At 60.9% G+C, this 24000-nt stretch carries 23 protein-coding genes and 1 other RNA gene; 16 read left to right on the top strand and 8 right to left on the bottom strand.

Annotated features, from left to right (window positions below):
- Window positions 1-197: 197 nt before the first annotated feature.
- The 14 genes from ccoN to AB4O36_RS17285 all read left to right on the top strand — a co-directional run bounded on the left by ccoN (window position 198) and on the right by AB4O36_RS17285 (window position 12996).
- Window positions 198-1640 carry a cytochrome-c oxidase, cbb3-type subunit I gene (gene ccoN, locus AB4O36_RS17220; RefSeq protein WP_460116902.1) on the top strand — a complete coding sequence of 481 codons (1443 nt, stop codon included), beginning with the start codon at window positions 198-200 and terminating at the stop codon, window positions 1638-1640.
- The gene (gene ccoO, locus AB4O36_RS17225) at window positions 1640-2248 is read left to right on the top strand and encodes a cytochrome-c oxidase, cbb3-type subunit II (RefSeq protein WP_460116903.1); all 609 of its coding nucleotides are present in this window, start codon (window positions 1640-1642) and stop codon (window positions 2246-2248) included. Before ccoN ends, ccoO begins: the two co-directional genes overlap by 1 nt.
- A gap of 5 nt (window positions 2249-2253) precedes the next feature.
- Window positions 2254-2439: a CcoQ/FixQ family Cbb3-type cytochrome c oxidase assembly chaperone gene (locus AB4O36_RS17230; RefSeq protein ID WP_032831505.1), complete on the top strand. Its 186-nt coding sequence runs from the start codon at window positions 2254-2256 to the stop codon at window positions 2437-2439.
- A complete protein-coding gene (gene ccoP, locus AB4O36_RS17235; RefSeq protein ID WP_460139832.1) occupies window positions 2436-3419 on the top strand; it encodes a cytochrome-c oxidase, cbb3-type subunit III in 984 nt (327 codons plus the stop codon). The genes AB4O36_RS17230 and ccoP overlap by 4 nt, the downstream gene beginning before the upstream one ends.
- Window positions 3420-3586: 167 nt before the next feature.
- Complete coding sequence (locus tag AB4O36_RS17240; protein WP_460116905.1) at window positions 3587-3841, top strand: type II toxin-antitoxin system Phd/YefM family antitoxin; 255 nt, start codon at window positions 3587-3589, stop codon at window positions 3839-3841.
- On the top strand, window positions 3841-4251 hold the full coding sequence (locus AB4O36_RS17245; RefSeq protein ID WP_460139833.1) for a PIN domain-containing protein: 411 nt from the start codon (window positions 3841-3843) through the stop codon (window positions 4249-4251). The genes AB4O36_RS17240 and AB4O36_RS17245 overlap by 1 nt, the downstream gene beginning before the upstream one ends.
- 207 nt (window positions 4252-4458) lie before the next feature.
- Window positions 4459-5871, top strand: coding sequence for a cytochrome c oxidase accessory protein CcoG (gene ccoG, locus AB4O36_RS17250; protein WP_460139834.1), 1413 nt, complete (start codon window positions 4459-4461; stop codon window positions 5869-5871).
- Between the two features lie 11 nt (window positions 5872-5882).
- Window positions 5883-6422, top strand: coding sequence for a FixH family protein (locus AB4O36_RS17255; protein WP_460139835.1), 540 nt, complete (start codon window positions 5883-5885; stop codon window positions 6420-6422).
- A gap of 88 nt (window positions 6423-6510) precedes the next feature.
- Window positions 6511-8961, top strand: a complete 2451-nt coding sequence (locus AB4O36_RS17260) for a heavy metal translocating P-type ATPase (RefSeq protein ID WP_460139836.1) — start codon at window positions 6511-6513, stop codon at window positions 8959-8961.
- 24 nt (window positions 8962-8985) lie between these two features.
- A complete protein-coding gene (ccoS, locus tag AB4O36_RS17265) occupies window positions 8986-9207 on the top strand; it encodes a cbb3-type cytochrome oxidase assembly protein CcoS (RefSeq protein ID WP_460116910.1) in 222 nt (73 codons plus the stop codon).
- The gene (locus tag AB4O36_RS17270; protein WP_460139837.1) at window positions 9200-9883 is read left to right on the top strand and encodes a sulfite exporter TauE/SafE family protein; all 684 of its coding nucleotides are present in this window, start codon (window positions 9200-9202) and stop codon (window positions 9881-9883) included. Before ccoS ends, AB4O36_RS17270 begins: the two co-directional genes overlap by 8 nt.
- Before the next feature lie 224 nt (window positions 9884-10107).
- A complete protein-coding gene (gene hemN / locus AB4O36_RS17275; protein ID WP_460126771.1) occupies window positions 10108-11490 on the top strand; it encodes an oxygen-independent coproporphyrinogen III oxidase in 1383 nt (460 codons plus the stop codon).
- A 144-nt stretch (window positions 11491-11634) separates the two neighbouring features.
- On the top strand, window positions 11635-12369 hold the full coding sequence (gene fnr, locus AB4O36_RS17280) for a fumarate/nitrate reduction transcriptional regulator Fnr (protein WP_460116912.1): 735 nt from the start codon (window positions 11635-11637) through the stop codon (window positions 12367-12369).
- Window positions 12370-12447: 78 nt separating this feature from the next.
- On the top strand, window positions 12448-12996 hold the full coding sequence (locus AB4O36_RS17285) for an adenine phosphoribosyltransferase (RefSeq protein WP_368553529.1): 549 nt from the start codon (window positions 12448-12450) through the stop codon (window positions 12994-12996).
- Between the two features lie 154 nt (window positions 12997-13150).
- On the opposite strand, the gene AB4O36_RS17290 is transcribed toward AB4O36_RS17285, so the two are convergent.
- The 5 genes from AB4O36_RS17290 to dnaX form a co-directional block, all read right to left on the bottom strand.
- Window positions 13151-14299 (bottom strand): acyl-CoA dehydrogenase family protein, encoded by a 1149-nt coding sequence (locus AB4O36_RS17290; protein WP_460139838.1) that lies wholly within the window; start codon window positions 14297-14299, stop codon window positions 13151-13153.
- Window positions 14300-14480: 181 nt separating this feature from the next.
- Window positions 14481-15083 carry a recombination mediator RecR gene (gene recR / locus AB4O36_RS17295; protein WP_460116913.1) on the bottom strand — a complete coding sequence of 201 codons (603 nt, stop codon included), beginning with the start codon at window positions 15081-15083 and terminating at the stop codon, window positions 14481-14483.
- Between the two features lie 66 nt (window positions 15084-15149).
- Complete coding sequence (locus tag AB4O36_RS17300; protein ID WP_460139839.1) at window positions 15150-16184, bottom strand: NADP-dependent oxidoreductase; 1035 nt, start codon at window positions 16182-16184, stop codon at window positions 15150-15152.
- 275 nt (window positions 16185-16459) lie between these two features.
- On the bottom strand, window positions 16460-16798 hold the full coding sequence (locus AB4O36_RS17305) for a YbaB/EbfC family nucleoid-associated protein (protein ID WP_460116915.1): 339 nt from the start codon (window positions 16796-16798) through the stop codon (window positions 16460-16462).
- A 66-nt stretch (window positions 16799-16864) separates the two neighbouring features.
- Window positions 16865-18943, bottom strand: coding sequence for a DNA polymerase III subunit gamma/tau (gene dnaX, locus AB4O36_RS17310; RefSeq protein ID WP_460139840.1), 2079 nt, complete (start codon window positions 18941-18943; stop codon window positions 16865-16867).
- Between the two features lie 143 nt (window positions 18944-19086).
- Here dnaX and AB4O36_RS17315 point away from each other — a divergent pair, with 143 nt between their 5' ends.
- The gene (locus tag AB4O36_RS17315; protein ID WP_460116917.1) at window positions 19087-19833 is read left to right on the top strand and encodes a substrate-binding periplasmic protein; all 747 of its coding nucleotides are present in this window, start codon (window positions 19087-19089) and stop codon (window positions 19831-19833) included.
- A gap of 9 nt (window positions 19834-19842) precedes the next feature.
- On the opposite strand, the gene AB4O36_RS17320 is transcribed toward AB4O36_RS17315, so the two are convergent.
- Complete coding sequence (locus AB4O36_RS17320; protein WP_460139841.1) at window positions 19843-21543, bottom strand: putative bifunctional diguanylate cyclase/phosphodiesterase; 1701 nt, start codon at window positions 21541-21543, stop codon at window positions 19843-19845.
- A 411-nt stretch (window positions 21544-21954) separates the two neighbouring features.
- Here AB4O36_RS17320 and AB4O36_RS17325 point away from each other — a divergent pair, with 411 nt between their 5' ends.
- Window positions 21955-22281: a helix-turn-helix domain-containing protein gene (locus AB4O36_RS17325; RefSeq protein WP_460116919.1), complete on the top strand. Its 327-nt coding sequence runs from the start codon at window positions 21955-21957 to the stop codon at window positions 22279-22281.
- Window positions 22282-22438: 157 nt separating this feature from the next.
- Here AB4O36_RS17325 and ffs read toward each other — a convergent pair.
- Window positions 22439-22535, bottom strand: an RNA gene (gene ffs, locus AB4O36_RS17330) — signal recognition particle sRNA small type.
- 240 nt (window positions 22536-22775) lie between these two features.
- The gene (locus AB4O36_RS17335) at window positions 22776-23933 is read right to left on the bottom strand and encodes a zinc-binding metallopeptidase family protein (protein WP_460139842.1); all 1158 of its coding nucleotides are present in this window, start codon (window positions 23931-23933) and stop codon (window positions 22776-22778) included.
- Window positions 23934-24000 lie beyond the last annotated feature (67 nt).

Raw genomic sequence — 24000 nt, forward strand, 5'->3', positions numbered from 1 at the left:
ACCCCCGCATCGTTCCCATTCGCAACGACGTTTTCTCGTCGGGTATTTTTGACCCTACGCGGCGCATGGAAAGGCCGCAGAATCAGCGGTTGAAAGCATTGACCCAGGTCATGGCGCGTTGCAATGACCCCCCGCTTTCTCCATACTTGCGACCGATTTTTACTCCTAATAAAACACCCAAACCGTGGAACCTTAGAATGAGCACAGCAATCAGTCCGACTGCTTATAACTATAAGGTAGTCCGCCAGTTCGCCATCATGACGGTGGTCTGGGGGATCCTTGGCATGGGGCTCGGTGTCTTCATCGCCTCACAGCTCGTATGGCCGGAATTGAACTTCGGTCTGCCGTGGACGACTTTTGGACGCCTGCGCCCGCTGCACACCAACCTGGTGATTTTCGCCTTCGGTGGATGTGCACTGTTTGCCACTTCTTACTACGTCGTGCAGCGAACCTGCCAAACGCGACTGATTTCCGACAGCCTCGCAGCCTTTACCTTCTGGGGATGGCAAGCGGTGATCGTCGGCGCGATCATTACCTTGCCACTGGGTTACACCACTACCAAGGAATACGCGGAACTGGAATGGCCACTGGCTATTCTGCTGGCCATCGTCTGGGTGACCTACGGTCTGGTGTTCTTCGGCACCATCACCAAGCGCAACACCAAGCACATCTATGTCGGTAACTGGTTCTACGGCGCGTTCATCGTCGTGACGGCCATGCTGCACATCGTCAACCACGCCTCCCTGCCGGTCAGTTTCTTCAAGTCCTACTCGGCCTACTCAGGCGCGACTGACGCGATGATCCAGTGGTGGTACGGCCACAACGCCGTGGGTTTCTTCCTGACCACCGGCTTCCTGGGGATGATGTACTACTTCGTGCCGAAACAGGCCGAACGTCCGATCTACTCCTATCGCCTGTCGATCGTGCACTTCTGGGCACTGATCACCCTGTACATCTGGGCCGGTCCTCACCACCTGCACTACACCGCGCTGCCGGACTGGGCACAGTCGCTGGGCATGGCGATGTCGATCATCCTGCTGGCGCCAAGCTGGGGCGGCATGATCAACGGCATGATGACCCTCTCGGGCGCCTGGCATAAGCTGCGCACCGACCCGATCCTGCGCTTCCTCGTGGTATCGCTGGCGTTCTACGGCATGTCGACCTTCGAAGGCCCGATGATGGCGATCAAGACCGTCAACTCGCTGTCGCACTACACCGACTGGACCATCGGCCACGTACACGCCGGCGCTCTGGGCTGGGTAGCGATGATCTCGATCGGCGCGATCTACCACATGATTCCGAAACTGTTCGGCCGTGCCCAGATGCACAGCGTTGGCCTGATCAATGCTCACTTCTGGCTCGCGACCATCGGTACCGTTCTGTACATCGCTTCGATGTGGGTCAACGGCATCACCCAGGGCCTGATGTGGCGTGCAATCAACGATGACGGCACCCTCACCTACTCGTTCGTCGAAGCGCTGCAAGCCAGCCATCCTGGTTTCATCGTACGAGCCCTGGGCGGTGCGTTCTTCGCCTCCGGCATGCTGTTCATGGCCTACAACGTCTACCGTACCGTACGCGCCTCGAACCCGGTTGAAGCCAAAGCCGCCGAACAGATTGCTGTAGTTGGAGCTCACTGATGAAGCATGAAGCAGTCGAGAAGAATATTGGCCTGCTGGCCTTCTTCATGGTTATCGCCGTCAGTGTTGGCGGCCTGACCCAGATCGTTCCGCTGTTTTTCCAGGACGTCACCAACAAGCCGGTCGAAGGCATGAAGCCGCGCACCGCTCTTGAACTGGAAGGCCGCGACATTTACATCGCCAACGGTTGTGTCGGCTGCCACTCGCAGATGATCCGCCCGTTCCGTGCTGAAACCGAACGTTATGGCCACTACTCGGTCGCCGGTGAAAGCGTCTGGGACCACCCGTTCCTGTGGGGTTCCAAGCGTACCGGTCCGGACCTGGCCCGCGTCGGTGGTCGTTATTCCGATGACTGGCAACGTGCGCACTTGTACAACCCGCGCAACGTCGTGCCCGAGTCGAAAATGCCGGCCTACCCGTTCCTCGTGGAAAACAAGCTCGACGGCAAAGACACCGCCAAGAAAATGGAAGTCTTGCGTACGCTCGGCGTCCCTTACACCGACGAAGACATCGCCGGCGCTCAGGATGCTGTGAAGGGCAAAACCGAAATGGACGCGCTGGTGGCCTATCTGCAAGGCCTGGGCACCATCATCAAAAGCAAACGGTGATCTGGATGGATATCGGGATGATTCGTGGCCTGGGCACCGTCGTTGTGATGGTGGCTTTCGTGGGTCTGGCCTTGTGGGTGTTCAGCCCCAAGCGCAAGTCGGAGTTTGAAGACGCGACCTTGCTGCCTTTCGCGGATGATCCCGAAGCCATCAAGCACGTCGAGCAAGCTTCTAGGAGTAACAAAGAATGACTACATTCTGGAGTCTGTACGTCACAGTCCTCAGTCTCGGTACGATCTTTTCCCTGACCTGGCTGCTGCTGTCGACCCGCAAGGGCCAGCGCGCCGAGCAGACCGAAGAGACGGTCGGCCACTCTTTCGACGGGATCGAGGAGTACGACAACCCACTGCCGAAATGGTGGTTCATGCTGTTCGTGGGCACCATCGTTTTCGCCCTGGGTTACCTGGTGCTGTACCCGGGCCTGGGCAACTGGAAGGGCCTGCTGCCAGGATACAACTACCTGGATAACGAAAAGCAGACCGCGTTCGCCAACGGCCAGACCGGCTGGACCGGCGTTCACGAGTGGGAAAAGGAAATGGCCAAATCGGACGCCAAGTTTGGGCCGATCTTCGCCAAATTCGCTTCCATGCCGATCGAAGAAGTGGCCAAGGATCCACAAGCCCTGAAGATGGGTGGCCGCCTGTTCGCCTCCAACTGCTCGGTTTGCCATGGTTCCGACGCCAAGGGTGCCTATGGCTTCCCGAACCTGACCGACGCCGACTGGCGCTGGGGCGGCGAACCGGAAACCATCAAGACCACCATCATGGGCGGTCGTCACGCCGTGATGCCGGCCTGGGCTGAAGTGATCGGCGAGCAAGGCGTTGCGGATGTCGCTGCATTCGTGCTGACCAACCTCGATGGCCGCAAGCTGCCTGAAGGCGCGAAGGCTGATCCGGAGGCGGGCCAGAAACTGTTCGCAGCCAACTGCGTGGCGTGCCACGGCCCACAAGGCAAAGGCACGCCTGCCATGGGCGCACCTGACCTGACTCACCCGGGCGCGTTCATCTACGGTTCGAGCTTCGCTCAACTGCAGCAGACCATCCGTTACGGCCGCCAGGGCCAGATGCCTGCGCAGGAACAAATGCAGGGCAACGACAAGGTTCACCTGCTGGCCGCTTACGTCTACAGCCTTTCTCACGGTGAGAAGGCCCCGGCGCCAGACGCTCAGTAAGGCAAACGCCTGCTACAAAAAACGGCCCCGTCATTCGACGGGGCTTTTTTTTGCTTAAAACCTCCTCCACGGCGCGGGTCGAAACGACGAATGGCGGCCACTTGAATTGTTACCCGGCAGACCATGTAGTAACGTTTCTACAAATCTGTTTGCAAGGGGATACCTCCATGGCCATCACTACCCTCTCCAGCCGTGAATTCAACCAGGACACAAGTAGTGCCAAAAAAGCCACCCGTCAGGGTCCGGTAATCATCACCGATCGTGGCAGGCCGGCTCATGTACTGCTAAGCATTGAGGACTACGAAAAACTCACCGGCATGAACGCCAATATCGTCGAACTGCTGGTGATGCCCGAAGCGGCGGATATCGAATTCGAAACCGAGCGTGCCGTGATCACTCACCGCCCCGTGGACCTGACCTGATGTACCTACTCGACACCAATGTGATCTCGGAACTGCGCAAACCCCAGGCCGATGCGAACGTCGTCGCCTGGGCCAAAAGCATCCTCGCGCCACGCCTGTTTATCTCGGCCATCACATTGAAGGAACTGGAAACCGGCGTGTTGCGCATGGAGCGTCGTGACCCCGCCCAGGGGAGTGTCTTGCGGACCTGGCTCAAACGGCACGTCATGCCGGCCTTCGATGGCAGGATCCTCGCGGTGGATGCGGCCGTGGCATTGCGCTGCGCACGCCTGCATGTTCCGGATCAGGCGAACGAAAGCGACGCCCTCATCGCCGCCACTGCACTGGTGCATGGCCTGACCGTGGTCACACGCAATATCGACGACTTCAAGTCCAGCGGCGTTGAGTTGATCAACCCATGGATGGATTGAGCGTCCGCAACCGCAAAAACGTCCATAATTTCACCAGTCAATTGATACAGGTCATTACACTGTCAGTTCATTTCCACCAACGTGACCAATGGTCGCACCCTTGTGATAGAGCTACAGGGGTATCATTGCGCCACTGCAATACCCCTTTTTGACCGCGGTCGGCACGTACTGACCGGGGCATTTCTCCACTGCCGTGGGATGCAACCGATGAGCAACCAAATTCCGGTACACGACGTGACTCCACCTGCCAAGGGGGACAAAAGCGTCGACCTCTATGCCTCTCGTGAAAAAATCTACAACCGCGCCTTCACCGGGCTGTTTCGCAACTTGCGGATCATCGGTGGCGGTTTCCTGTTTCTGCTGTACTTCGGCACGGTCTGGCTGAACTGGGGCGGTCATCAGGCCGTCTGGTGGAACCTGCCGGAACGCAAATTCTTCATTTTCGGCGCCACTTTCTGGCCCCAGGACTTCATTCTGTTGTCCGGCATCCTGATCGTCAGCGCCTTCGGCCTGTTCTTCATCACCGTTTATGCAGGACGGGTCTGGTGCGGCTATTCCTGCCCGCAATTCGTCTGGACCTGGATTTTCATGTGGTGCGAAAAGGTGACCGAAGGTGACCGCAACGCACGCATCAAGTTGGACAAGGCGCCGATGAGCGCCAACAAGTTCCTGCGCAAGTTCAGCAAGCATGCCCTGTGGATTCTCATCGGCTTCGTCACCGGCATGACGTTCGTGGGTTACTTTTCGCCGATTCGCGAACTGGTGCTGGACTTCTTTACGGGCGACGCCGATGGCTGGTCCTATTTCTGGGTCGGCTTCTTCACCCTGGCCACTTACGGCAACGCGGGCTGGCTGCGCGAACAAGTGTGCATTTACATGTGCCCGTACGCACGTTTCCAGAGCGTGATGTTCGACAAGGACACCCTGATCATTTCCTACGATCCACGCCGTGGCGAAAGCCGTGGGCCGCGCAAGAAAGGCGTGGACTACAAGGCCCAGGGTTTGGGGGATTGCATCGACTGCACCATGTGCGTACAGGTTTGCCCAACCGGTATCGACATTCGCGACGGTCTGCAGGTCGAGTGCGTGGGTTGCGCCGCCTGCATCGACGCCTGCGATGCGATCATGGACAAAATGGACTACCCGCGCGGCCTGATCAGCTACACCACCGAACACAACCTCTCGGGGCAGAAAACCCATAAGCTGCGTCCGCGCCTGATCGGTTATGCCGTGGTGTTGCTGGCCATGATCGCCCTTCTCGCTACCGCCTTCGCGACCCGTTCGCTGGTGGGCTTCGACGTCAGCAAGGACCGCGTCCTGTACCGTGAGAACGCCGAGGGCCGAATCGAAAACGTCTACAGCCTGAAGATCATGAACAAGGATCAACGCGACCACACCTACGTACTCGAGGCCAGCGGGCTGCCGGACCTGAAGCTGCAAGGTCGACGCGAGATCAAGGTGGTCGCGGGTGACATCGTCAGCCAGCCAGTGGAACTGTCCATGGCCCCGGAAAAACTGCCATCGAGCACCAACGAGGTGAAATTCATCCTCAGGGACGCCGATGACGAGACCATCCACGTTGAAGCCAAGAGCCGATTCATCGGCCCACAAATTCGTTGAGAGAAGTGATCATGCCCGCAGCAAATGCCGCAAGCCCCTGGTACAAGCACCTTTGGCCGTGGATCATCATTGGTATCCTCGCCTGCTCGGTGACGCTGACCTTGTCCATGGTGACCATCGCGGTGAACAACCCGGACAACCTGGTCAACGACAACTACTACGAGGCGGGCAAAGGCATCAACCGCTCCCTGGACCGCGAACTGCTGGCGCAGACTCTGCAGATGCGTGCCAGTGTGCACCTGGACGACGTGACTGGCGAAGTCGACTTGCGCCTGAGCGGTAACAGCCAGCCAAAAATCCTGGAACTGAACCTGATCTCGCCGACCCAGCCGGAGAAGGATCGCAAGATCAGCCTGGCCCGCAGCGAGACCGAACAGGGCCGCTACATCGGCCAACTGAGCGATAAAATCGAAGGCCGCCGGTTTGTCGAACTGCTGGGCGTGGAAGGCGACAAGACCTGGCGTATGTTCGAGGAAGAACTGGTCAACCATGACAAGGATCTGCTGCTGGGTGACGAGCCGCTTCAAGGTGCCGAAGACCTGAAAAAATAAAGCCGCGCTTCGCGCATTGCGGGTAAGCCCGCTCCTACAGGAGCGAGCCTGCTCGCGATGAGGACCTTCAAAACTATATAGATCCCCCATGACCAGCCCCCTTGCCTGCTATCACTGCGCCCTGCCCGTCCCAACCGGCAGCCGCTTCACCGCCGTCGTCCTCGGAGAAACCCGCGAATTTTGTTGCCCGGGCTGCCAGGCCGTGGCCGAGGCAATTGTCGCGGGTGGGCTGGAAAGCTATTACCAACACCGCAGTGAAGCCTCGGCGAACCCCGAAGCGTTGCCGGTGCAATTGATCGATGAACTGGCGCTGTACGACCGCGCCGATGTGCAAAAGCCTTTCGTACGTCACGATGGCGAACTCGCCGAAACCACGTTGTTGATGGAAGGCATCAGTTGCGCCGCCTGCGGCTGGTTGATCGAGAAACACATGCGCGGCCTGCCCGCTGTGGCCGAGGCGCGCCTGAACCTGTCGAACCATCGCCTGCACGTGCGCTGGGCCGATGGACAACTGCCGCTGAGCCAGATGCTCAGCCAATTGCGCCAGATCGGTTACGCCGCCCACCCTTACCAGCCCGACCGAGCCAGCGAGCAGCTGGCCAGCGAGAATCGCCTGGCACTGCGCCAGCTCGGTGTGGCGGGGCTGCTATGGTTCCAGGCAATGATGGCGACCATGGCCACCTGGCCGGAATTCAATATCGATCTGAGCCCCGAACTTCACACCATCCTGCGCTGGGTCGCGATGTTCCTGACCACGCCCATCGTGTTCTACAGTTGTGCGCCGTTTTTCAAGGGCGCGATGCGCGACTTGCGCACCCGCCACCTGACCATGGACGTGTCCGTGTCGCTGGCGATTGGTTGCGCCTACCTCGCGGGGATCTGGACTTCGATCACCGGAGTCGGCGAGCTGTACTTCGACACCGTCGGCATGTTTGCCCTGTTCCTGCTCGCCGGGCGCTATCTGGAACGTCGCGCCCGGCAACGCACCGCCGCCGCTACCGCGCAACTGGTCAACCTGCTGCCCGCCTCTTGCCTGCGACTGGCGGCCGACGGCCAGAGCGAGCGCATCCTGCTCAGCGAATTGCGTGTCGGCGATCAGGTGCTGGTCCATCCTGGCGCCGTCCTGCCAGCCGACGGCAAGATCCTCGAAGGTCAATCGAGCATCGACGAATCCCTGCTGACCGGTGAATACCTGCCGCAACCGCGCTTGCCGGGCGACGCTGTCACCGCCGGCACGCTCAACGTCGAAGGCGCGCTGACCGTGGAAGTCCTCGCCCTGGGACACGACACCCGACTGTCGGCGATTGTCCGCCTGCTGGATCGGGCCCAATCGGAAAAACCCCGCCTGGCGGAGATTGCCGACCGCGCCGCGCAGTGGTTCCTGTTGCTCTCGCTGATCGCCTCGGCGGTCATCGGTGTGGTGTGGTGGGAGCTGGATTCTTCACGCGCTTTCTGGATCGTGCTGGCGATGGTCGTCGCGACGTGCCCCTGCGCCCTGTCCCTCGCCACACCCACTGCGCTCACCGCTGCCACCGGGACCCTGCACAAACTCGGACTGCTATTGACCCGCGGCCATGTACTCGAAGGCCTGAACCAGATCGACACGGTGATTTTCGACAAGACCGGCACGCTCACCGAAGGGCGACTGGCATTGCGTTCGATACACCCGCTCGGCACATTGGGCAGCGATGATTGCCTGAGCCTTGCCGCCGCCCTGGAGAACCGCTCCGAACACCCGATTGCCCGAGCGTTCGGCCGCGCGCCACTGGCCGCCGAGGACGTTCACAGCACTCCGGGCCTGGGCCTGGAAGGCTGGGTCGGCACGCAGCGTCTGCGCATCGGCCAGGCGGATTTTGTCTGCGAACTCAGTGGCACCGCCGCGCCGTTGATGCCCGATGAAGCCGGGCAATGGCTACTGTTGGGTGATACCGAGGGTCCGCTGGCGTGGTTCGTTCTCGATGACCGTTTGCGTGATGATGCGCCCGCGCTGATCGCTGCGTGCAAGGCCCGTGGCTGGCGCACGCTGCTGCTGTCCGGTGACAGCTCACCGATGGTCGCCAGTGTCGCCGCCGAACTGGGCATGGACGAAGCCCGCGCCGGCTTGCGCCCGGACGACAAGTTGCAAGTCCTGCAGCAATTGCACAAGGAAGGTCGCAAGGTGCTGATGCTCGGTGACGGCGTCAACGATGTTCCCGTGCTGGCCGCTGCCGACATCAGCGTGGCCATGGGTTCGGCCACGGACCTGGCGAAAACCAGTGCCGATGCCGTGTTGCTGTCCAATCGCCTCGACGCGTTGGTGCAGGCCTTCAGCCTGGCCCGGCGGACGCGCCGGATCATCGTCGAAAACCTGCTGTGGGCCGCACTGTACAATGGCCTCATGTTGCCGTTCGCCGCCCTTGGCTGGATCACGCCGGTATGGGCCGCCGTCGGCATGTCCATCAGTTCGTTGGTCGTGGTGCTGAACGCCCTGCGCCTGACTCGCCTGCCGAAATCGGCGGCCGTCAGCGCCACACCGCTATATCGCCCGCTGCCGGCCTGAGCCGCGCGGGTCTGGAGCCTTACCATGCCAGCTCTCTACGTGATGATCCCGGCGGCGCTGCTGATCGTCGGCATCGCGATCTACATCTTCTTCTGGGCAGTCGACAGTGGTCAGTACGATGACCTGGACGGCCCGGCCCACAGCATCCTCTTCGACGACCAGGACCCCAATCACACGGCGGCGGTCGACGAGGCCACGGGCCAACCGGCCAAACCGGACAACGACAAGGCGCCGCCACATGCTTGAACTGGCGCCACTGCTGGTCTCGGCGGTGATACTCGGCCTGTTGGGTGGTGGCCATTGCCTGGGCATGTGCGGCGGACTGATGGGCGCGCTGACCCTGGCCATTCCGAAAGACCAACGCAGCCGACGCTTTCGCCTGCTCTTGGCGTACAACCTGGGGCGCATCCTCAGCTATGCCACCGCCGGCCTGCTGATCGGCCTGGCCGGCTGGGCGGTCGCGAACAGCCCGGCGGCCACCTTCATGCGCATCCTCGCGGGTTTGTTGCTGATCACCATGGGTTTGTACCTGGCCGGCTGGTGGAGCGGCCTGACCCGTATCGAAAGCCTCGGGCGCGGCCTGTGGCGGCATATCCAGCCGGTGGCGAACACATTGCTGCCGGTGTCCAGCCTGCCACGGGCCTTGCTGCTGGGCGCGCTATGGGGCTGGCTGCCGTGCGGGCTGGTTTACAGCACGTTGCTGTGGTCGGCCAGCCAGGGCAATGCGCTGGACAGCGCGTTGCTGATGCTCGCGTTCGGCCTGGGCACCTGGCCGGTATTGCTGGCCACCGGGCTGGCGGCGGAACGGGTCACGGCGCTGCTGCACAAACGCAGCGTGCGCATGACCGGTGGCTTGCTGGTGATCCTGTTTGGAATCTGGACCCTGCCGGGGCCGCATCAGCATTGGTTGATGGGGCATTAACCCCCCCAATCCTGTAGGAGCAGCCGGTCGACGCTCGATTGCTCGCGATGGCGGCGTTTCAGACGATACACACGTCGCCTGATACATCGCATCGCGAGCATGCTCGCTCCTACAGGGTTGGAGTAGACGCGCCAAATCTTGAGCGTTGACGCAAATCAAGATGCCCCAACGCCGCACCCCATAGACTCGCCGCACTGCCAGCCTATCCGGGGAATGCCCGCATGATGCTCGACGACATTCGTTGGGATACCGACCTGATCCGCCGTTACGACCTGGCGGGTCCGCGTTACACCTCCTACCCGACCGCCGTACAATTCGACGGGCATGTCGGCACCTTCGACCTGTTCCACGCCCTTCGCGAAAGCCGCAAGGCCCTGCGCCCCCTGTCGCTGTACGTGCACATCCCCTTCTGCGCGAACATTTGCTACTACTGTGCGTGCAACAAGGTCATTACCAAGGATCGCGGACGCGCCCAGCCCTATCTGCAACGCCTGGAGCAGGAAATCCAGTTGATCGCCTGTCATCTCGACCCGGCACAGAAAGTCGAGCAACTGCACTTCGGCGGCGGCACGCCGACTTTTCTCAGCCACGACGAACTGCGTCAACTGATGGCCCAGTTGCGCAAGAGCTTCAACTTGCTGGACGACGACAGCGGCGACTACGGCATCGAGATCGACCCGCGCGAGGCCGACTGGTCGACCATGGGCCTGTTGCGTGAACTGGGCTTCAATCGGGTCAGTATCGGCGTGCAGGACCTCGACCCTACCGTGCAAAGGGCGGTCAATCGCCTGCAAAGTCCGGATGAAACCCGCGCAGTGATCGAGGCGGCGCGAACCCTGCAATTTCGCTCGATCAACATCGACCTGATCTACGGCCTGCCCAAGCAAACACCGGAACACTTCGCCCGCACCGTCGAGGAAGTCATCAGCCTGCAACCCGATCGGTTGTCGGTGTTCAACTATGCGCATTTGCCAGAACGCTTCATGCCGCAACGGCGCATCGACAGCGACGAGTTGCCCACGCCTGCACAGAAACTGGAAATGCTCCAACAGACCATCGAGCAACTGACCAGGGCCGGCTACCGCTACATCGGCATGGACCACTTCGCCCTGCCCGACGACGAGCTGGCGATTGCCCAGGAAGAGTCGACCCTGCAACGCAATTTCCAGGGTTATACCACCCATGGCCATTGCGACCTGATTGGCCTGGGCGTGTCAGCCATCAGCCAGATCGGCGACCTGTACTGCCAGAACAGCAGCGACCTGAACCAATACCAGAACACCCTGGCCTCGGCGCAACTGGCCACCAACCGCGGCCTGCTGTGCACCAGCGACGATCGCGTGCGGCGCGCGATCATTCAACAATTGATTTGCAGTTTTGAGCTGGAATTCGCCGCCATCGAACGGACTTTCAACATCGACTTTCGCGGCTACTTCGCTCCGCTGTGGCCACAATTGCAGGGCATGGCCGCAGACGGTTTGATTGAACTGAAAGAGGATCGCATCATCGTACTGCCCGCAGGACGCCTGCTGGTACGCTCGGTCTGCATGGTGTTCGACGCCTACCTGGATCAGCAAAATCGTCAGCGTTTTTCCCGGGTGATTTGAAACGGCCCCGCTGGCCCCCTCTTTGGAAAAGTTCCGTCGGACGCCCTTGATCATGATGTGACAATTCGGCACACCGCTGGCCTGAATGACTGCCGTTGAGTTACCCTTACGTCTTATGTGTGATTTCCCACAAGGATTTAAGAAATGTCCGAGCCAGTAAAACTGCGCGCTCACAACCAGGCTCATTGCAAGGATTGCAGCCTGGCCCCCCTCTGTTTACCACTTTCTCTGAATCTGGAAGACATGGATGCGCTGGACGAAATCGTTAAACGTGGCCGCCCGTTGAAAAAAGGCGAATTCCTGTTCCGCCAGGGCGACAACTTCGATTGCGTTTATGCAGTACGCTCCGGTGCGCTGAAGACATTCAGCCTGAGCGATGGCGGTGAAGAACAGCTCACCGGGTTCCATCTGCCGAGCGAGCTGGTTGGACTGTCGGGCATGGATACCGAGAAACATCCGGTCTCGGCCCAGGCACTGGAGACCACATCGGTCTGTGAAATTCCCTTTGAGCGCCTCGACGAACTGGCATTGCAACTGCCCCAACTGCGCCGTCAGTTGATGCGTGTGATGAGCCGTGAAATTCGCGATGATCAACAAATGATGCTGCTGCTGTCGAAAAAGACTGCCGACGAACGCATTGCCACCTTCCTCGTCAACCTGTCGGCGCGTTTTCGGGCTCGCGGCTTTTCGGCCAACCAGTTCCGCTTGAGCATGTCGCGCAACGAAATCGGCAACTACCTGGGCCTGGCGGTGGAAACCGTGTCGCGGGTGTTCACACGTTTCCAGGCGAACGAACTGATCGCTGCCGAGGGCAAGGAAATCCAGATCCTCGACCCGATCCAGCTCTGCGCTCTGGCCGGCGGCTCGCTGGAGAGCTGATGCGACGAAGGCGGCTGAGCCAAACGGTTCTGCCGCCGTTATACTGCGACGTTTGCAGCCTGCCAGGACACCTCGACGATGGTCTTCGACTCCTTCGACATCAAATCCCTGATCCGCCCGGTGATCGACTTCCCGAAACCGGGCGTCATCTTTCGTGACATCACCCCGCTCTTCCAGTCCCCCACCGCCCTGCGCCTGGTGATGGACAGCTTCGCCCACCGCTACGTCGAAGCCGACTTCACCCACATTGGTGCGATGGACGCTCGGGGTTTCCTGATTGGTTCGGTATTGGCCTATCAACTGAACAAGCCGCTGGTACTGTTTCGCAAGCAGGGCAAACTGCCGGCGGATGTACTGGCCGAAGGTTATGCGACCGAGTACGGCGAAGCCTTCCTTGAAGTGCACGCCGACAGCCTGTGCGAAGGCGACTCGGTGGTGATGTTCGATGACCTGATCGCCACAGGCGGTACGCTGATCGCAGCGGCCAACCTGATTCGGCGCATGGGCGCGCGCGTGCATGAAGCGGCGGCGATCATCGATTTGCCGGAGCTGGGTGGCTCGCAGCGCCTGGAAGATATGGGCATTCCTACTTATTGCCTGACGCAGTTTGCGTTGACCGATAAGTAAGCGGCACTTGTAACGGCCCCCATCCCTGTAGGAGCGAGCTTGCTCGCCATGCTAGTCGCCACACCGCGGGCTTTCAGACAGCCCGCGTTATCGTTGACCTCCATCGCGAGCAAGCTCGCTCCTACAGGGATGGCGTCGGTCGCCACACCGCAGATCAAAGCCCCATCTGCTTGCTGATGATCTCGTTCATCACTTCCCGCGTCCCCCCGCCAATCGACAGTATCCGGTTATCACGGTACAACCGCTCCACCAGGCTCTCGCGCATGTAACCCAGACCACCCAGGATCTGCACGGCATCGTTGACGATCCGGTCCGCCGTGTCGGTGGCGAAGTTCTTGGCCATGGAGATCTCCTTGATCACGCTCTGCCCCGCCGCCATTTTTGCTGCCTGCCGATACGTGAACTCCCTTGAGACTTCCAGCGCCGTCGCCATCTCCGCCAGGCGATGCTTGATCACCTGGAACTTGCCAATGGGCTTGCCGAACGCTTCGCGCTGACGCGCCCACGTCAAGCTTTCTTCCAGCGCCAGTTGCGCGGTCATGTTGGCCATCAGCGCCAGTGCCAGGCGTTCGCTCTGGAAGTTGCCCATGATGCAGGCAAACCCCATGTTCTCGCCGCCAATCAGATGCCCCACAGGCACCCTGCAATCGTCGAAGAAAAGCTCGGCGGTGTCCGAGGCCCACCACCCCATTTTCTTCAGTGACCGACCGACAGTGAAGCCAGGGGTGTCCTTCTCGATGAGCAACAGGCTGATGCCGGCGAAACCCGGTTCGCCCGTGCGTACCGCCACCGTGTAGAAATCGGCGCGCACGCCACTGGTGATAAAGGTCTTGCTGCCATTGACCCGGTAGAAATCGCCGTCCCGTACGGCACGGGTCTGCAGGTTGGCGACGTCAGAGCCTCCACCGGGTTCGGTGACGGCCAGAGCGCTGATTTTTTCGCCGGACAACACCTGCGGCACGACACGGTCACGGACATCGGCCCGGGCCCACTTGAGGATAGGCGGCAGGCCGATGTCCAGCGATCCCAGCCCTGCCACCAGCCCGCCCGAGCCACAGCGCATCAGCTCTTCGCTGGCGGCGACTTTGGCGAACAGATCGCCCTCATGACTGCCACCGAACCTTTCCGGGTAACCGATGCCCAGAATCCCCGCCGCACCGGCCTTGAGGTAAAGCTCACGGGGAAAGCCCTCGGCCTCCTCCCATTGATCGATGCCCGGGAGAATCTCGCGTTCGACGAAGCGTCGGACGCTGTCACGGATCATTTGGTGGTTGGGGTCGAAGTATTCCTGGAAAGCAGGCATCGGCGAACTCCGCTGAAGGGGTTCGCCGAAGTTAACCGAGCGCTTGCTTGGTTTTCAACCAGAATGTGCGGGCCAGACAGACATCGCGGGCAAGCCCGCTCCTACAGGGCATCTGCGCACACCAAAAGTCCCCTGTAGGAGCGGGCTTGTCCGCGATAGCGCCAGATCAGGCGCCATGGAATCACAGCGAAATCGGCTTGCGCCCCGCAAACGAATGCGCCAGCGTCCCGCCATCCACCAGCTCCAGCTCGCCACCCAACGGCACACCATGGGCGATGCGCGAAGCGATCAGGCCTTTGTTCGCCAGCAACTGGGCGATGTAATGCGCGGTGGCTTCACCTTCGACCGTCGGGTTGGTAGCCAGAATGACTTCGGCGAATGTCCCCGCCTCGTCGATCCGCGCCAGCAACTGGGGAATACCGATGGCTTCCGGGCCAAGGCCGTCGAGCGGCGAGAGGTGGCCCTTGAGCACGAAGTAACGGCCGCGAAAACCGGTCTGCTCCACCGCGTAGACGTCCATCGGGCCTTCCACCACGCATAGCAAGGTGTCATCGCGACGGGTATCGGCGCATTGCGGGCACAGGTCGTCTTCGGTCAACGTGCGGCACAAGCGGCAGTGGCCCACCCCTTCCATGGCCTGGCTCATGGCCGAAGCCAGGCGCGCGCCACCACTGCGATCACGCTCGAGCAGCTGCAACGCCATGCGCTGGGCAGTTTTCTGACCGACCCCAGGCAAAATTCGCAGGGCATCGATCAGTTGGCGAATCAAAGGGCTGAAGCTCATGGGGAAAAGTCCGACAAAAACAACGAGACGCGGTTTATACCCGCGCCTCTCTTTAGCGTCAAATACTCAGTCCTGCGCGACTCGCACCACCAGTTTGCCGAAGTTGCGTCCCTCCAGCAGGCCAATGAACGCCTCGGGCGCGTTCTCGAGACCATCGACCACGTCCTCGCGGAATTTCACCTTGCCATCGCGCACCCACGGGGCCATGGCGCTGACGAATTCCGGCTGGCGGTCACCGTAGTCATCAAACACGATGAATCCCTGGATGCGTACGCGCTTGGTCAGCAGCGTGCGCTGCAACTGTGGCAGGCGATCCGGGCCGGTCGGCGCCTCGCTGGCGTTGTAGGACGCAATCAGGCCGCACAAGGGAATACGTGCCTTGGGATTGAGCAACGGCACGACCGCATCGAAGACCTTGCCCCCGACATTCTCGTAATAGATGTCGATGCCATTGGGACAGGCCGACGCCAGTTCGCTGGCGAAATTCGCGCCTTTGTGGTCGATGCAGGCATCGAACCCCAGTTCTTCGACCACGTAGCGGCATTTGTCCGCACCGCCCGCCACGCCGACGACCCGCAAGCCCTTGATCTTCGCCACCTGGCCCACCACGGAACCGACCGCGCCGGACGCCGCAGCCACCACCAGTGTTTCACCCTCTTGGGGCTGGCCGATATCCATCAAGCCCATGTAGGCCGTCATACCCGGCATGCCCAGCACGCCCAAGGCCATCGACGGGCTCGGCAGTCCGGACGGCACCGCAATGATGTTGCGCCCGTCACTGATGCTGTGGCTCTGCCAGCCGGTAGCGCCGACCACCAGGTCGCCTTCGTGGAACTTGGGGTTCAACGAACGCTCGACCCGACTGACAGCACCGCCGGTCATCACCTCACCGATCTCCACCGGCGCCGCGTAGGACGGTGCGTCACTCATGCGCCCGCGCATGTAAGGGTCCAGCGACAGATAAAGTGTCTTGAGCAACACCTGACCATCGGCCAGCTCCGGCAGTGCCTCCCTTTCCAGACGGAAGTTCTCGGGCGTCGGTGCGCCCACCGGACGGGACGCCAGTACGATACGTTGGTTGAGGGTCAATGCTTCGGACATGTGAGCGTCTCCTTTGATCGTTGAGATTGGCCGGTGTAGATGAGCAGACCTTGGTGGCGGTTTGGGGTTCGATGTTTCCGACCGTAAGGCCGAGTTGACGCCATCGCGGGCAAGCCCGCTCCCACAATGGATCGGTGGTGTTCACAAGTCTTCTGTAGGAGCGGGCTTGCCCGCGATGGCGCCCTCACAATCACCACATATCGTTCAGGCACAAACAAAAATGCCAGGCACTCAGCCTGGCATCCTGTTTAACTCATCTCATCCGCCAAGGCGAATCAGAAAGGCATTTTCATACCCGGTGGCAGTTGCATGCCAGCGGTCATGCTGCCCATTTTTTCCTGGCTGTTGGCTTCGATCTTGCGCACGGCGTCGTTGACGGCCGCAGCAATGACCGCTTCCAGCATTTCCTTGTCGTCTTCACTCATGCCTTCGACCAGGCTCGGGTCAATGCTCACGCTCTTCAAGTCATGACGACCGGTCATCACCACGGTGACCATATCGCCACCGGCCTTACCGGTGACTTCGGCGTTGGCCAGCTCTTCCTGCATCTTGGCCATTTTTTCCTGCATTTGCTGCGCCTGCTTCATCAGGCCGGCCATGCCACCTTTCATCATGGTAATCACCTCAAAGTACGTGGATATCAAGCAGCGTCCGGCCACCAGGTCGAACGCCTTCAGTTACTAGCCCTGACTGACCAGGGCCTCGACAGGTTCAATAGTATCGTTACGGATCACCGCGCCGAACTGCTGCATCATCTGCTGGATGAACGGATCGCCATGGATCGATTCCTCCGCCTCGCGCTGGCGGTCGGCACGACGACGGGATGCCGCCTGGGCGGGCGTTTCCTGCTCGGGCTTGATGAGCTCGATGTTCAGGGTCAATGGGCGTCCGTGGTACTGGTTCAACGCATCGTTGAGCCGACGTTGCTGGGTCGCGTTGAACAGCGCGCTATGGGCTGGATCGAGGTGCAACAGCCAGGTGTCGCCATCGACGGCGATTAATGTGCAGTTGGCGGCGATGCTGCCAGTCATGCCGGAAATAGGCAATTTCGGGAACAGCTCCAACCATTCCAGCGCCAGTCCGGTGGCGGGCATCGCTGCAGGTTCCGGCTCGGGCTCCGGCGCGGGCTCCGAGGTATGTTCGCTGGCCAGTTCGTCGAGATAGCTGTACGCCGAATCCATGTCCGGCTCGATGTAGTCCTCGTCCAGCGGCGGCTCATCGTCGTCCAGGTCGATGCCTGGTGTGGCGGCATCGACGTCAGCCACAGAAGGCTCGGGAATCGACGCAGAGGCCCACTCCGGGACGTCCGGTGCGTCCGGCACGACGCTGTCCGGCGTCTGCGCCAGGACTGGCGGCAGCTCGGGCTGTTCAGCGATGGTTTCCAGCACCGGCTCGACGGCAGGCTGCTGGATGACTTCGGGTTCGGGCTCTACCGGATCGTTCCAAGGCAGGTCGACGACTTCTTCCACCGCGACATGCTCAGGCTCGGCAACCGGCTCAGGCGCAACCACAGGAGCGACCGGCTCGGGCGTGGGCTCAGGAACGGCAGCCGGTACAGGCGCTGCAACGACTACGGGCGCAACCACCGGTGCGGCAGCCACTGAGTTGGCGGAATCAACCGTGGCCTGGCTGATCCCCACTGGCTTTAGCGGCTGCCTCGGTGCGCCCTCGGTGTCTGCCGGACGGAACGCGAGCATCCGCAGCAGGACCATCTCGAAACCACCACGCGGGTCCGGCGCCAGCGGCAGATCGCGGCGGCCGATCAGGCCCATCTGGTAATAGAACTGCACGTCTTCGGCGGGCAAGGCCTGGGCCAGTGCCAGCACCCGGTCGCGATCGCCGTGGCCGTTGTCGACGCCGTCAGGCAAGGCCTGGGCGATGGCGACCCGGTGCAGCACGTTGAGAATTTCAGACAGCACGCCGTTCCAGTCGGGGCCTTGCTCGGCGAGGTGGCGCACCGCTTCGAGCAATGCCTTGGCATCACCTTCGATCAGCGCATGCAAGACGTCATACACCTGACCATGGTCGAGGGTGCCAAGCATTGCCCGCACGTCGGCGGCCATGACCTTGCCTTCACCGAAGGCAATCGCCTGGTCGGTCAGGCTCATGGCATCGCGCATCGAACCATCTGCAGCACGGCCCAGCAACCAAAGCGCATCGTCTTCGAACGGAACGTTCTCGACGCCCAGCACATGGGTCAAATGCTCGACCACCCGCTCCGGAGTCATGTTTTTCAGGGAGAACTGCAAACAACGGGACAAAATCGTTGCAGGAAGTTTCTGTGGATCGGTGGTCGCCAGGATGAACTTGACGTAGGGCGGCGGCTCTTCGAGGGTTTTCAACAGCGCGTTGAAGGAGTGACTGGACAGCATGTGCACTTCGTCGATCAGGTAGACCTTGAAGCGCCCACGGCTTGGCGCGTACTGCACGTTATCCAGCAGCTCGCGGGTGTCCTCGACCTTGGTCCGGCTCGCGGCGTCGATCTCGATCAGGTCGACGAAGCGCCCTTCATCGATCTCACGGCATACCGAACACTCGCCACAGGGGCTGGAGGTGATGCCGGTTTCACAGTTCAGGCACTTGGCGATGATCCGCGCAATGGTGGTCTTGCCGACCCCGCGTGTACCGGTAAACAGGTAGGCATGGTGCAGCCGCTGGCTGTCCAAGGCATTGATCAGAGCCTTGAGCACATGGGTCTGGCCGACCATTTCGCGGAACGAGCGCGGACGCCATTTACGTGCAAGAACCTGATAACTCATCGAAAACCGTCGCAACCAAGGAACAGAAGCGGCTAATGCTAGCGGAGCAAGGGCAAAATTGCATCCGGCATGCTCGTCTAATCTGGCTAAGATGCACACTTGGGGCTTTTATTGGCCCGGGTTCGATCCGTACTGGAGCGTCTATGCGGCTGGCCTTGGGGGCACTGCTGTTGATCGGTCTGAACGCCAGCGCCGCAGAGGCGCCCTTGCGCTTTGTGCTGCCCGACAGTTGGGCCATGCCGATGGTGCAACTGGAGCGCGGCCAGCCGACCCAAGGCATCCTGTATGACGCGATGCTCAGCCTGGCCACTCAGGTCGGCGTGCCGGCCGAGTTCCACGTGTTGCCCCGGGCACGCGTGCAGGGCGCGATGGAACATGGTGAAGTCGATGTGCGCTGTTATGCCGCGCAATCGTGGCTGCCGAATCAATCCGGCGACTATATCTGGAGCATCCCGCTGTGGACTCAACCGGACGTGCTGGTCAGCCGCCGGGGCCCGCCACTCGCCGTGGTCCCGGCAGACCTGCCGCGCCAGACCATCGGTACGGTGCTGGGTTACAGCTATCCGACCTTGCAACCCCTGTTCGACAACGGCCACTTGCTGCGCGAGGACGCACGCAGCCAGGATCAGGCGCTGGAGAAGCTGCTGGCCGGACGCTATCGTTATGCGGTGAGCAACCTGTGGACACTGGACTGGTTCAACCAGCGCCAGCCCTCAGATCGGCAACTGCAAGGCGTGGCGGTGCTGCAGGAGCAAAGTGTTGGCTGCTTCGTTCGCAACGATCCGAACGTGCCCGTGCAGCGCATCCTGCGCACGCTGCTGCGGATGAAAATGTCCGGGGAGATCGACGACATCATCCGGCTGTATGTGGGTAATGCGGACAATCGATAACCGCCCTTTTCACGGAACGGCCTCGTCCAGCCGCCATGGCCGTGGCGCAACATACTGTTCGGCCCAACGCTGCACCTCGTCCTCCGGCATCGGACGGGCGATGAAATATCCCTGGCCAATGTCGCACCCCAGTTGCAACAGCATCCGGCCATGTTCGATGCTTTCCACCCCTTCGGCAATCACCTGCCGGCCAAACGCCCGCGCCAGGCCTATCACGGCCTTGGTCAGGGCCAGATCGTCGTGATCATGCAGAATGTCGCGAATGAACGAGCGGTCGATCTTGATCGTCTGCGTGCGCAAGCGCTTGAGGTAACTGAGCGAGGAATACCCGGTGCCGAAGTCCCCTAACGAGAACTGAACCCCAAGCGCCTGACAGGCTTGCAGGCAAGCACTGACATGCTGGATGTTCTCGACGGCGACCGACTCGACGATTTCCAGGTCCAGCCTCTGCGGCGGGACGTGGGCATGCCGCGCGAGCAACTGATCAAGGCGGTCGACAAAGTCGGCACGCTGGAAATGCCGGGCGGTAATGTTCACGCTGATCGGCCAGCCCTGCCCGGCGGCCTGCCAACGACCCAATTGTTGCAACACTTGATCGATCACCCATTCGCCGATGTCGATAATCAGGTCAGTTTGCGCCACCACCGGCAAGAACTCCCGAGCCGGGATCGTGCCCTTCTGCGGATGCTCCCAGCGCAGCAGCGCCTCGAACCCGACGATGACGCCATGACGCATATGCACCTTGGGCTGGTAATAAAGGCGCAATTCACCAGCAGCCAGCGCCTGTCGCACCCGCTCGACGGTCTGGTGCGTCGCCTTGACCTCCTGATCGCGCCCCACATCGAACAAATGGAACCGGTTGCGCCCGCTCTGTTTGGCCACGTACATGGCCTGATCGGCGTGGCGCAGCAAGGTTTCGGCGTCTTCGTCGTCATGGGGAAACAGCGTCACACCGATACTGGCGAAGACATTGAGCGCCTTGCCCTGCACCGAATAAGGGGCAGACAATGCCCCCAGCACCCGATTGAGCGCCGCGCGCAGCTCCGGCAGGTCGCGCACATAACGCAACACCAGCACGAACTCGTCACCCGCCAGCCGCGCCACCACGTCTTCACCGCGAACGATGTCACGCAAGCGCCTGGCCACTTCCACCAGCAACAGATCGCCACTGGCATGCCCGTAGCCATCATTGACGGCCTTGAAACCATCGAGGTCGAGCATACACACCGCCAAGGGAATGTTTTCCTGACGGGAAAAGGCCAACGCCTGTTCGAGCAAGTCGGAAAGAAACGCACGATTGGGCAGGCCGGTCAGGACGTCATGCCCCACGCGCCATTGCAGGGAATGCAACAGTTGGCGTTTTTCACTGATGTCGAAACGAATGGCGAGGAAACGGTGAATCCGCCCAGTGATGTCGTCCAGCACCGGCACCAGGGTGCTCTCTACCCAGAACAGACTGCCGTCCTTGGCGCGATTGCAGATTTCCCCCTTCCACACATTGCCCAAGGCGATGGTGCGCCACATGTTGAGGAAGAATTCGGTCGGGTGCAGCCCGGAATTGAGCAAACGATGGTTCTGTCCGAGCAGTTCGTCACGACTGTAGCCGGACACGGCGCAGAACTGATCGTTGACGTAGGTGATCCGACCGGTGACGTCCGTCTCGGAAAAAATCGCGGCGGCATCCACGGCCCTGCGGTATTTCTCGTCCATGATTCAGGCTCACTGCCGCTAGCGGCGATCGCGTTCGACCAGCACGCAATATCCGGTGAAGAAGAGTTGAATCCACTTGCGCAGCGCCACGTGATCACTCCATGTACAGCCATTGATGGCCCATTGGTAGCCGCCGATCTACTAGTCTCAACGACAGGGACGCAGCAACGGCCATTTCGGTAATTTTTTGCACGGCAAAGCCAAGCTGAGCCCGCCACTCACTGGTGGGGAGGAGCGCAGTGCTGGCTCTGCGCCACCAGGCGAACTTCAGAGAACCGGACACCCAATATCCCCTTGGGAGTGGCTATTCTACGAATTACATCACAATTTGCATAGCAAAGTGATGAATCGAGCGGTTGCCTAATGCGAAAATCTATCGTTAAGTTCTTGATTCTAAATGGGAATTGAGCGATGCAAATTTCAAGCTTGGGTTCAGCCATTCGTCGTTACCGCAAGGTCGCAGGGCTTACTCAGGCTGAGCTCGGTGAAAGGACCGGTTTTGACCCCAAAACCATCAGCCGCTTCGAAACCGGGACCTACACGCCCAGCGTGGAGGCGCTGTTCCTGCTTGCCACTGTGCTGGGGGTCCAGCTCAAGGCATTTTTTGTCGATCTGGATGATGAAGACGAACAACGCGCTTACCTGTTCTCCGTCATCCACAAAACCGCGCCGAAGGATCTGGGCAAGCTGATCGCCGCGGTCGACCAGGCCCTTTCAAAGCTCGAGCGACAGACATAAAAAAGGAGGCCGACCTGAATCGACAGGTCGGCCTCCTTTTTTGTGTGCCAAATCGCAAACGACAAAAATCCGCCCCTGAGCACATTCAGGGCAGAGCAGGGAAGATGATTTAAGCGGGATAACGCGAGAGAGGGTCCGCGTAGCGTTATGGAGGCAACCCCACCAGCCACACCCCGGCACACAATGTTCCCGCTGTGGCTGCTGCCTTCCGGCTCTGACCAGGTTCACGGGTAATCGTTGCGGGGGGACCGATGGGGTCACCATAACGACGCCCGCCTGACGGCGAGCCGCGCCATTGTACCTGTCTGGGACGAAGTTACAACCGTTGGCCGGGATAAAAAATTTGAGTGGGTTCAAGGACATGCAAAGGCTGTTGCGGGAGAGCCCGCTTCTGCGGGGTCTTGCTGCATGTTCACGGTGAAATCCTGTAGGAGCGAGCTTGCTCGCGATGGAGGCCCAGGCACCGCTGGCTATCCTGACATCCAGCGTTATCGTTAACGACCATCGCGAGCAAGCTCGCTCCTAGAGGAGATCACCAGGTGGATGAAGTGCAGCTTGGTGATCGCCGCCGGTGGCAGGACGAAGGGGTAGAAATCCGCCTGCCCCATGCTGCGCGACAGTTCGTTGAGCATGCTCGCCAGTTCGATCCAGGCGTTGACGAACGAGAGGAACGCCGCGCCGCCGGGGTGCTGTGAATCGAACAGGACGCTGGCCGGGAACGGCTGGTAGTCAAGGTCCATCTCCAGGGCGCTCATGCCGAAACCGAGGGCCGTGTCCACTGCGTCCATCATGTGCAGGTAGTGCGCCCAGGTTTCCGCCCAGTCTTCCCACGGATGCATGGTGGCGTAAGCGCTGACGAAGTGTTGCTGCCAATCCAAAGGCGCACCTTGCTGGTAATGGCGTTCCAGCGCGTCGGCGTAGCTCGCCCGCTCGTCACCGAACAGGTCACGAAACGGCGCCTGCCACTCGGTGTTTGCAATCAGTCGATCCCAGTAATAGTGACCGACTTCGTGCCGAAAATGCCCCAGCAGCGTGCGATACGGCTCATGCATGTGCACCCGCACCTGTTCGCGGTGGGCGTCGTCAGCTTCGCTGATATCCAGGGTAATCAGGCCATTGGCGTGGCCGGTGGTGGGCGGCTTGCCTTCCAGGTCGACGCCGATGAAGTCGAACGCCAGGCCCGCCTCGGCGTCTTCGGACCGGGGCACGATAGGCAGGCCCAGGCCGAGCAACTGGGCGACCAGCCGGCGCTTGGCTGCTTCGACCTTGCGCCAGCGCTCGTGGTTGTCGTCAATCGACAGGTCGGGGATGGTGCGATTGAGTCGGCACGCGATGCATAAGCTGTGAGAATCGCTGGCCGGCAACAGCCAGTTGCAGGCGGCCGGCGAGTCGAGGTTGGCACAGCGGCGCCAGGCACCGGCGTCGGGGTCGGCGTCGAGTAGCCAGGTGCCCGCCTGTTCGGCGGGTTGCATGGAGGTCAGGCGGCCTTGCTGTGGCTGATAACCCAGGGCCGCCGAACAGGCCAGGCATTGGCTGTTGGGAAAAAACAGCGATTGCCCGCAGCGGCAGTTCCACACCTTGCTGTTGCGCGAACGCTCGCCGATGAAGGGCGCGGCGATGCGCGAACTGAGCTGTTCGAAGAAACGGAGCATGGCGATCTCTTCCTTGGGGGTTGCCAAGACTAGATCATTGCTCCATCGAGATCGTTCCCACGCCGTG

This window comes from Pseudomonas sp. S2_E01, assembly GCF_054668365.1.

Bases quoted from the DNA above. Each gene is read 5' to 3' on its own strand.
- ccoN (WP_460116902.1), top strand. From the start codon at position 198: ATGAGCACAGCAATCAGTCCGACTGCTTATAACTATAAGGTAGTCCGC.
- ccoO (WP_460116903.1), top strand. From the start codon at position 1,640: ATGAAGCATGAAGCAGTCGAGAAGAATATTGGCCTGCTGGCCTTCTTC.
- AB4O36_RS17230 (WP_032831505.1), top strand. From the start codon at position 2,254: ATGGATATCGGGATGATTCGTGGCCTGGGCACCGTCGTTGTGATGGTG.
- ccoP (WP_460139832.1), top strand. From the start codon at position 2,436: ATGACTACATTCTGGAGTCTGTACGTCACAGTCCTCAGTCTCGGTACG.
- AB4O36_RS17240 (WP_460116905.1), top strand. From the start codon at position 3,587: ATGGCCATCACTACCCTCTCCAGCCGTGAATTCAACCAGGACACAAGT.
- AB4O36_RS17245 (WP_460139833.1), top strand. From the start codon at position 3,841: ATGTACCTACTCGACACCAATGTGATCTCGGAACTGCGCAAACCCCAG.
- ccoG (WP_460139834.1), top strand. From the start codon at position 4,459: ATGAGCAACCAAATTCCGGTACACGACGTGACTCCACCTGCCAAGGGG.
- AB4O36_RS17255 (WP_460139835.1), top strand. From the start codon at position 5,883: ATGCCCGCAGCAAATGCCGCAAGCCCCTGGTACAAGCACCTTTGGCCG.
- AB4O36_RS17260 (WP_460139836.1), top strand. From the start codon at position 6,511: ATGACCAGCCCCCTTGCCTGCTATCACTGCGCCCTGCCCGTCCCAACC.
- ccoS (WP_460116910.1), top strand. From the start codon at position 8,986: ATGCCAGCTCTCTACGTGATGATCCCGGCGGCGCTGCTGATCGTCGGC.
- AB4O36_RS17270 (WP_460139837.1), top strand. From the start codon at position 9,200: ATGCTTGAACTGGCGCCACTGCTGGTCTCGGCGGTGATACTCGGCCTG.
- hemN (WP_460126771.1), top strand. From the start codon at position 10,108: ATGCTCGACGACATTCGTTGGGATACCGACCTGATCCGCCGTTACGAC.
- fnr (WP_460116912.1), top strand. From the start codon at position 11,635: ATGTCCGAGCCAGTAAAACTGCGCGCTCACAACCAGGCTCATTGCAAG.
- AB4O36_RS17285 (WP_368553529.1), top strand. From the start codon at position 12,448: ATGGTCTTCGACTCCTTCGACATCAAATCCCTGATCCGCCCGGTGATC.
- AB4O36_RS17290 (WP_460139838.1), bottom strand. From the start codon at position 14,299: ATGCCTGCTTTCCAGGAATACTTCGACCCCAACCACCAAATGATCCGT.
- recR (WP_460116913.1), bottom strand. From the start codon at position 15,083: ATGAGCTTCAGCCCTTTGATTCGCCAACTGATCGATGCCCTGCGAATT.
- AB4O36_RS17300 (WP_460139839.1), bottom strand. From the start codon at position 16,184: ATGTCCGAAGCATTGACCCTCAACCAACGTATCGTACTGGCGTCCCGT.
- AB4O36_RS17305 (WP_460116915.1), bottom strand. From the start codon at position 16,798: ATGATGAAAGGTGGCATGGCCGGCCTGATGAAGCAGGCGCAGCAAATG.
- dnaX (WP_460139840.1), bottom strand. From the start codon at position 18,943: ATGAGTTATCAGGTTCTTGCACGTAAATGGCGTCCGCGCTCGTTCCGC.
- AB4O36_RS17315 (WP_460116917.1), top strand. From the start codon at position 19,087: ATGCGGCTGGCCTTGGGGGCACTGCTGTTGATCGGTCTGAACGCCAGC.
- AB4O36_RS17320 (WP_460139841.1), bottom strand. From the start codon at position 21,543: ATGGACGAGAAATACCGCAGGGCCGTGGATGCCGCCGCGATTTTTTCC.
- AB4O36_RS17325 (WP_460116919.1), top strand. From the start codon at position 21,955: ATGCAAATTTCAAGCTTGGGTTCAGCCATTCGTCGTTACCGCAAGGTC.
- AB4O36_RS17335 (WP_460139842.1), bottom strand. From the start codon at position 23,933: ATGCTCCGTTTCTTCGAACAGCTCAGTTCGCGCATCGCCGCGCCCTTC.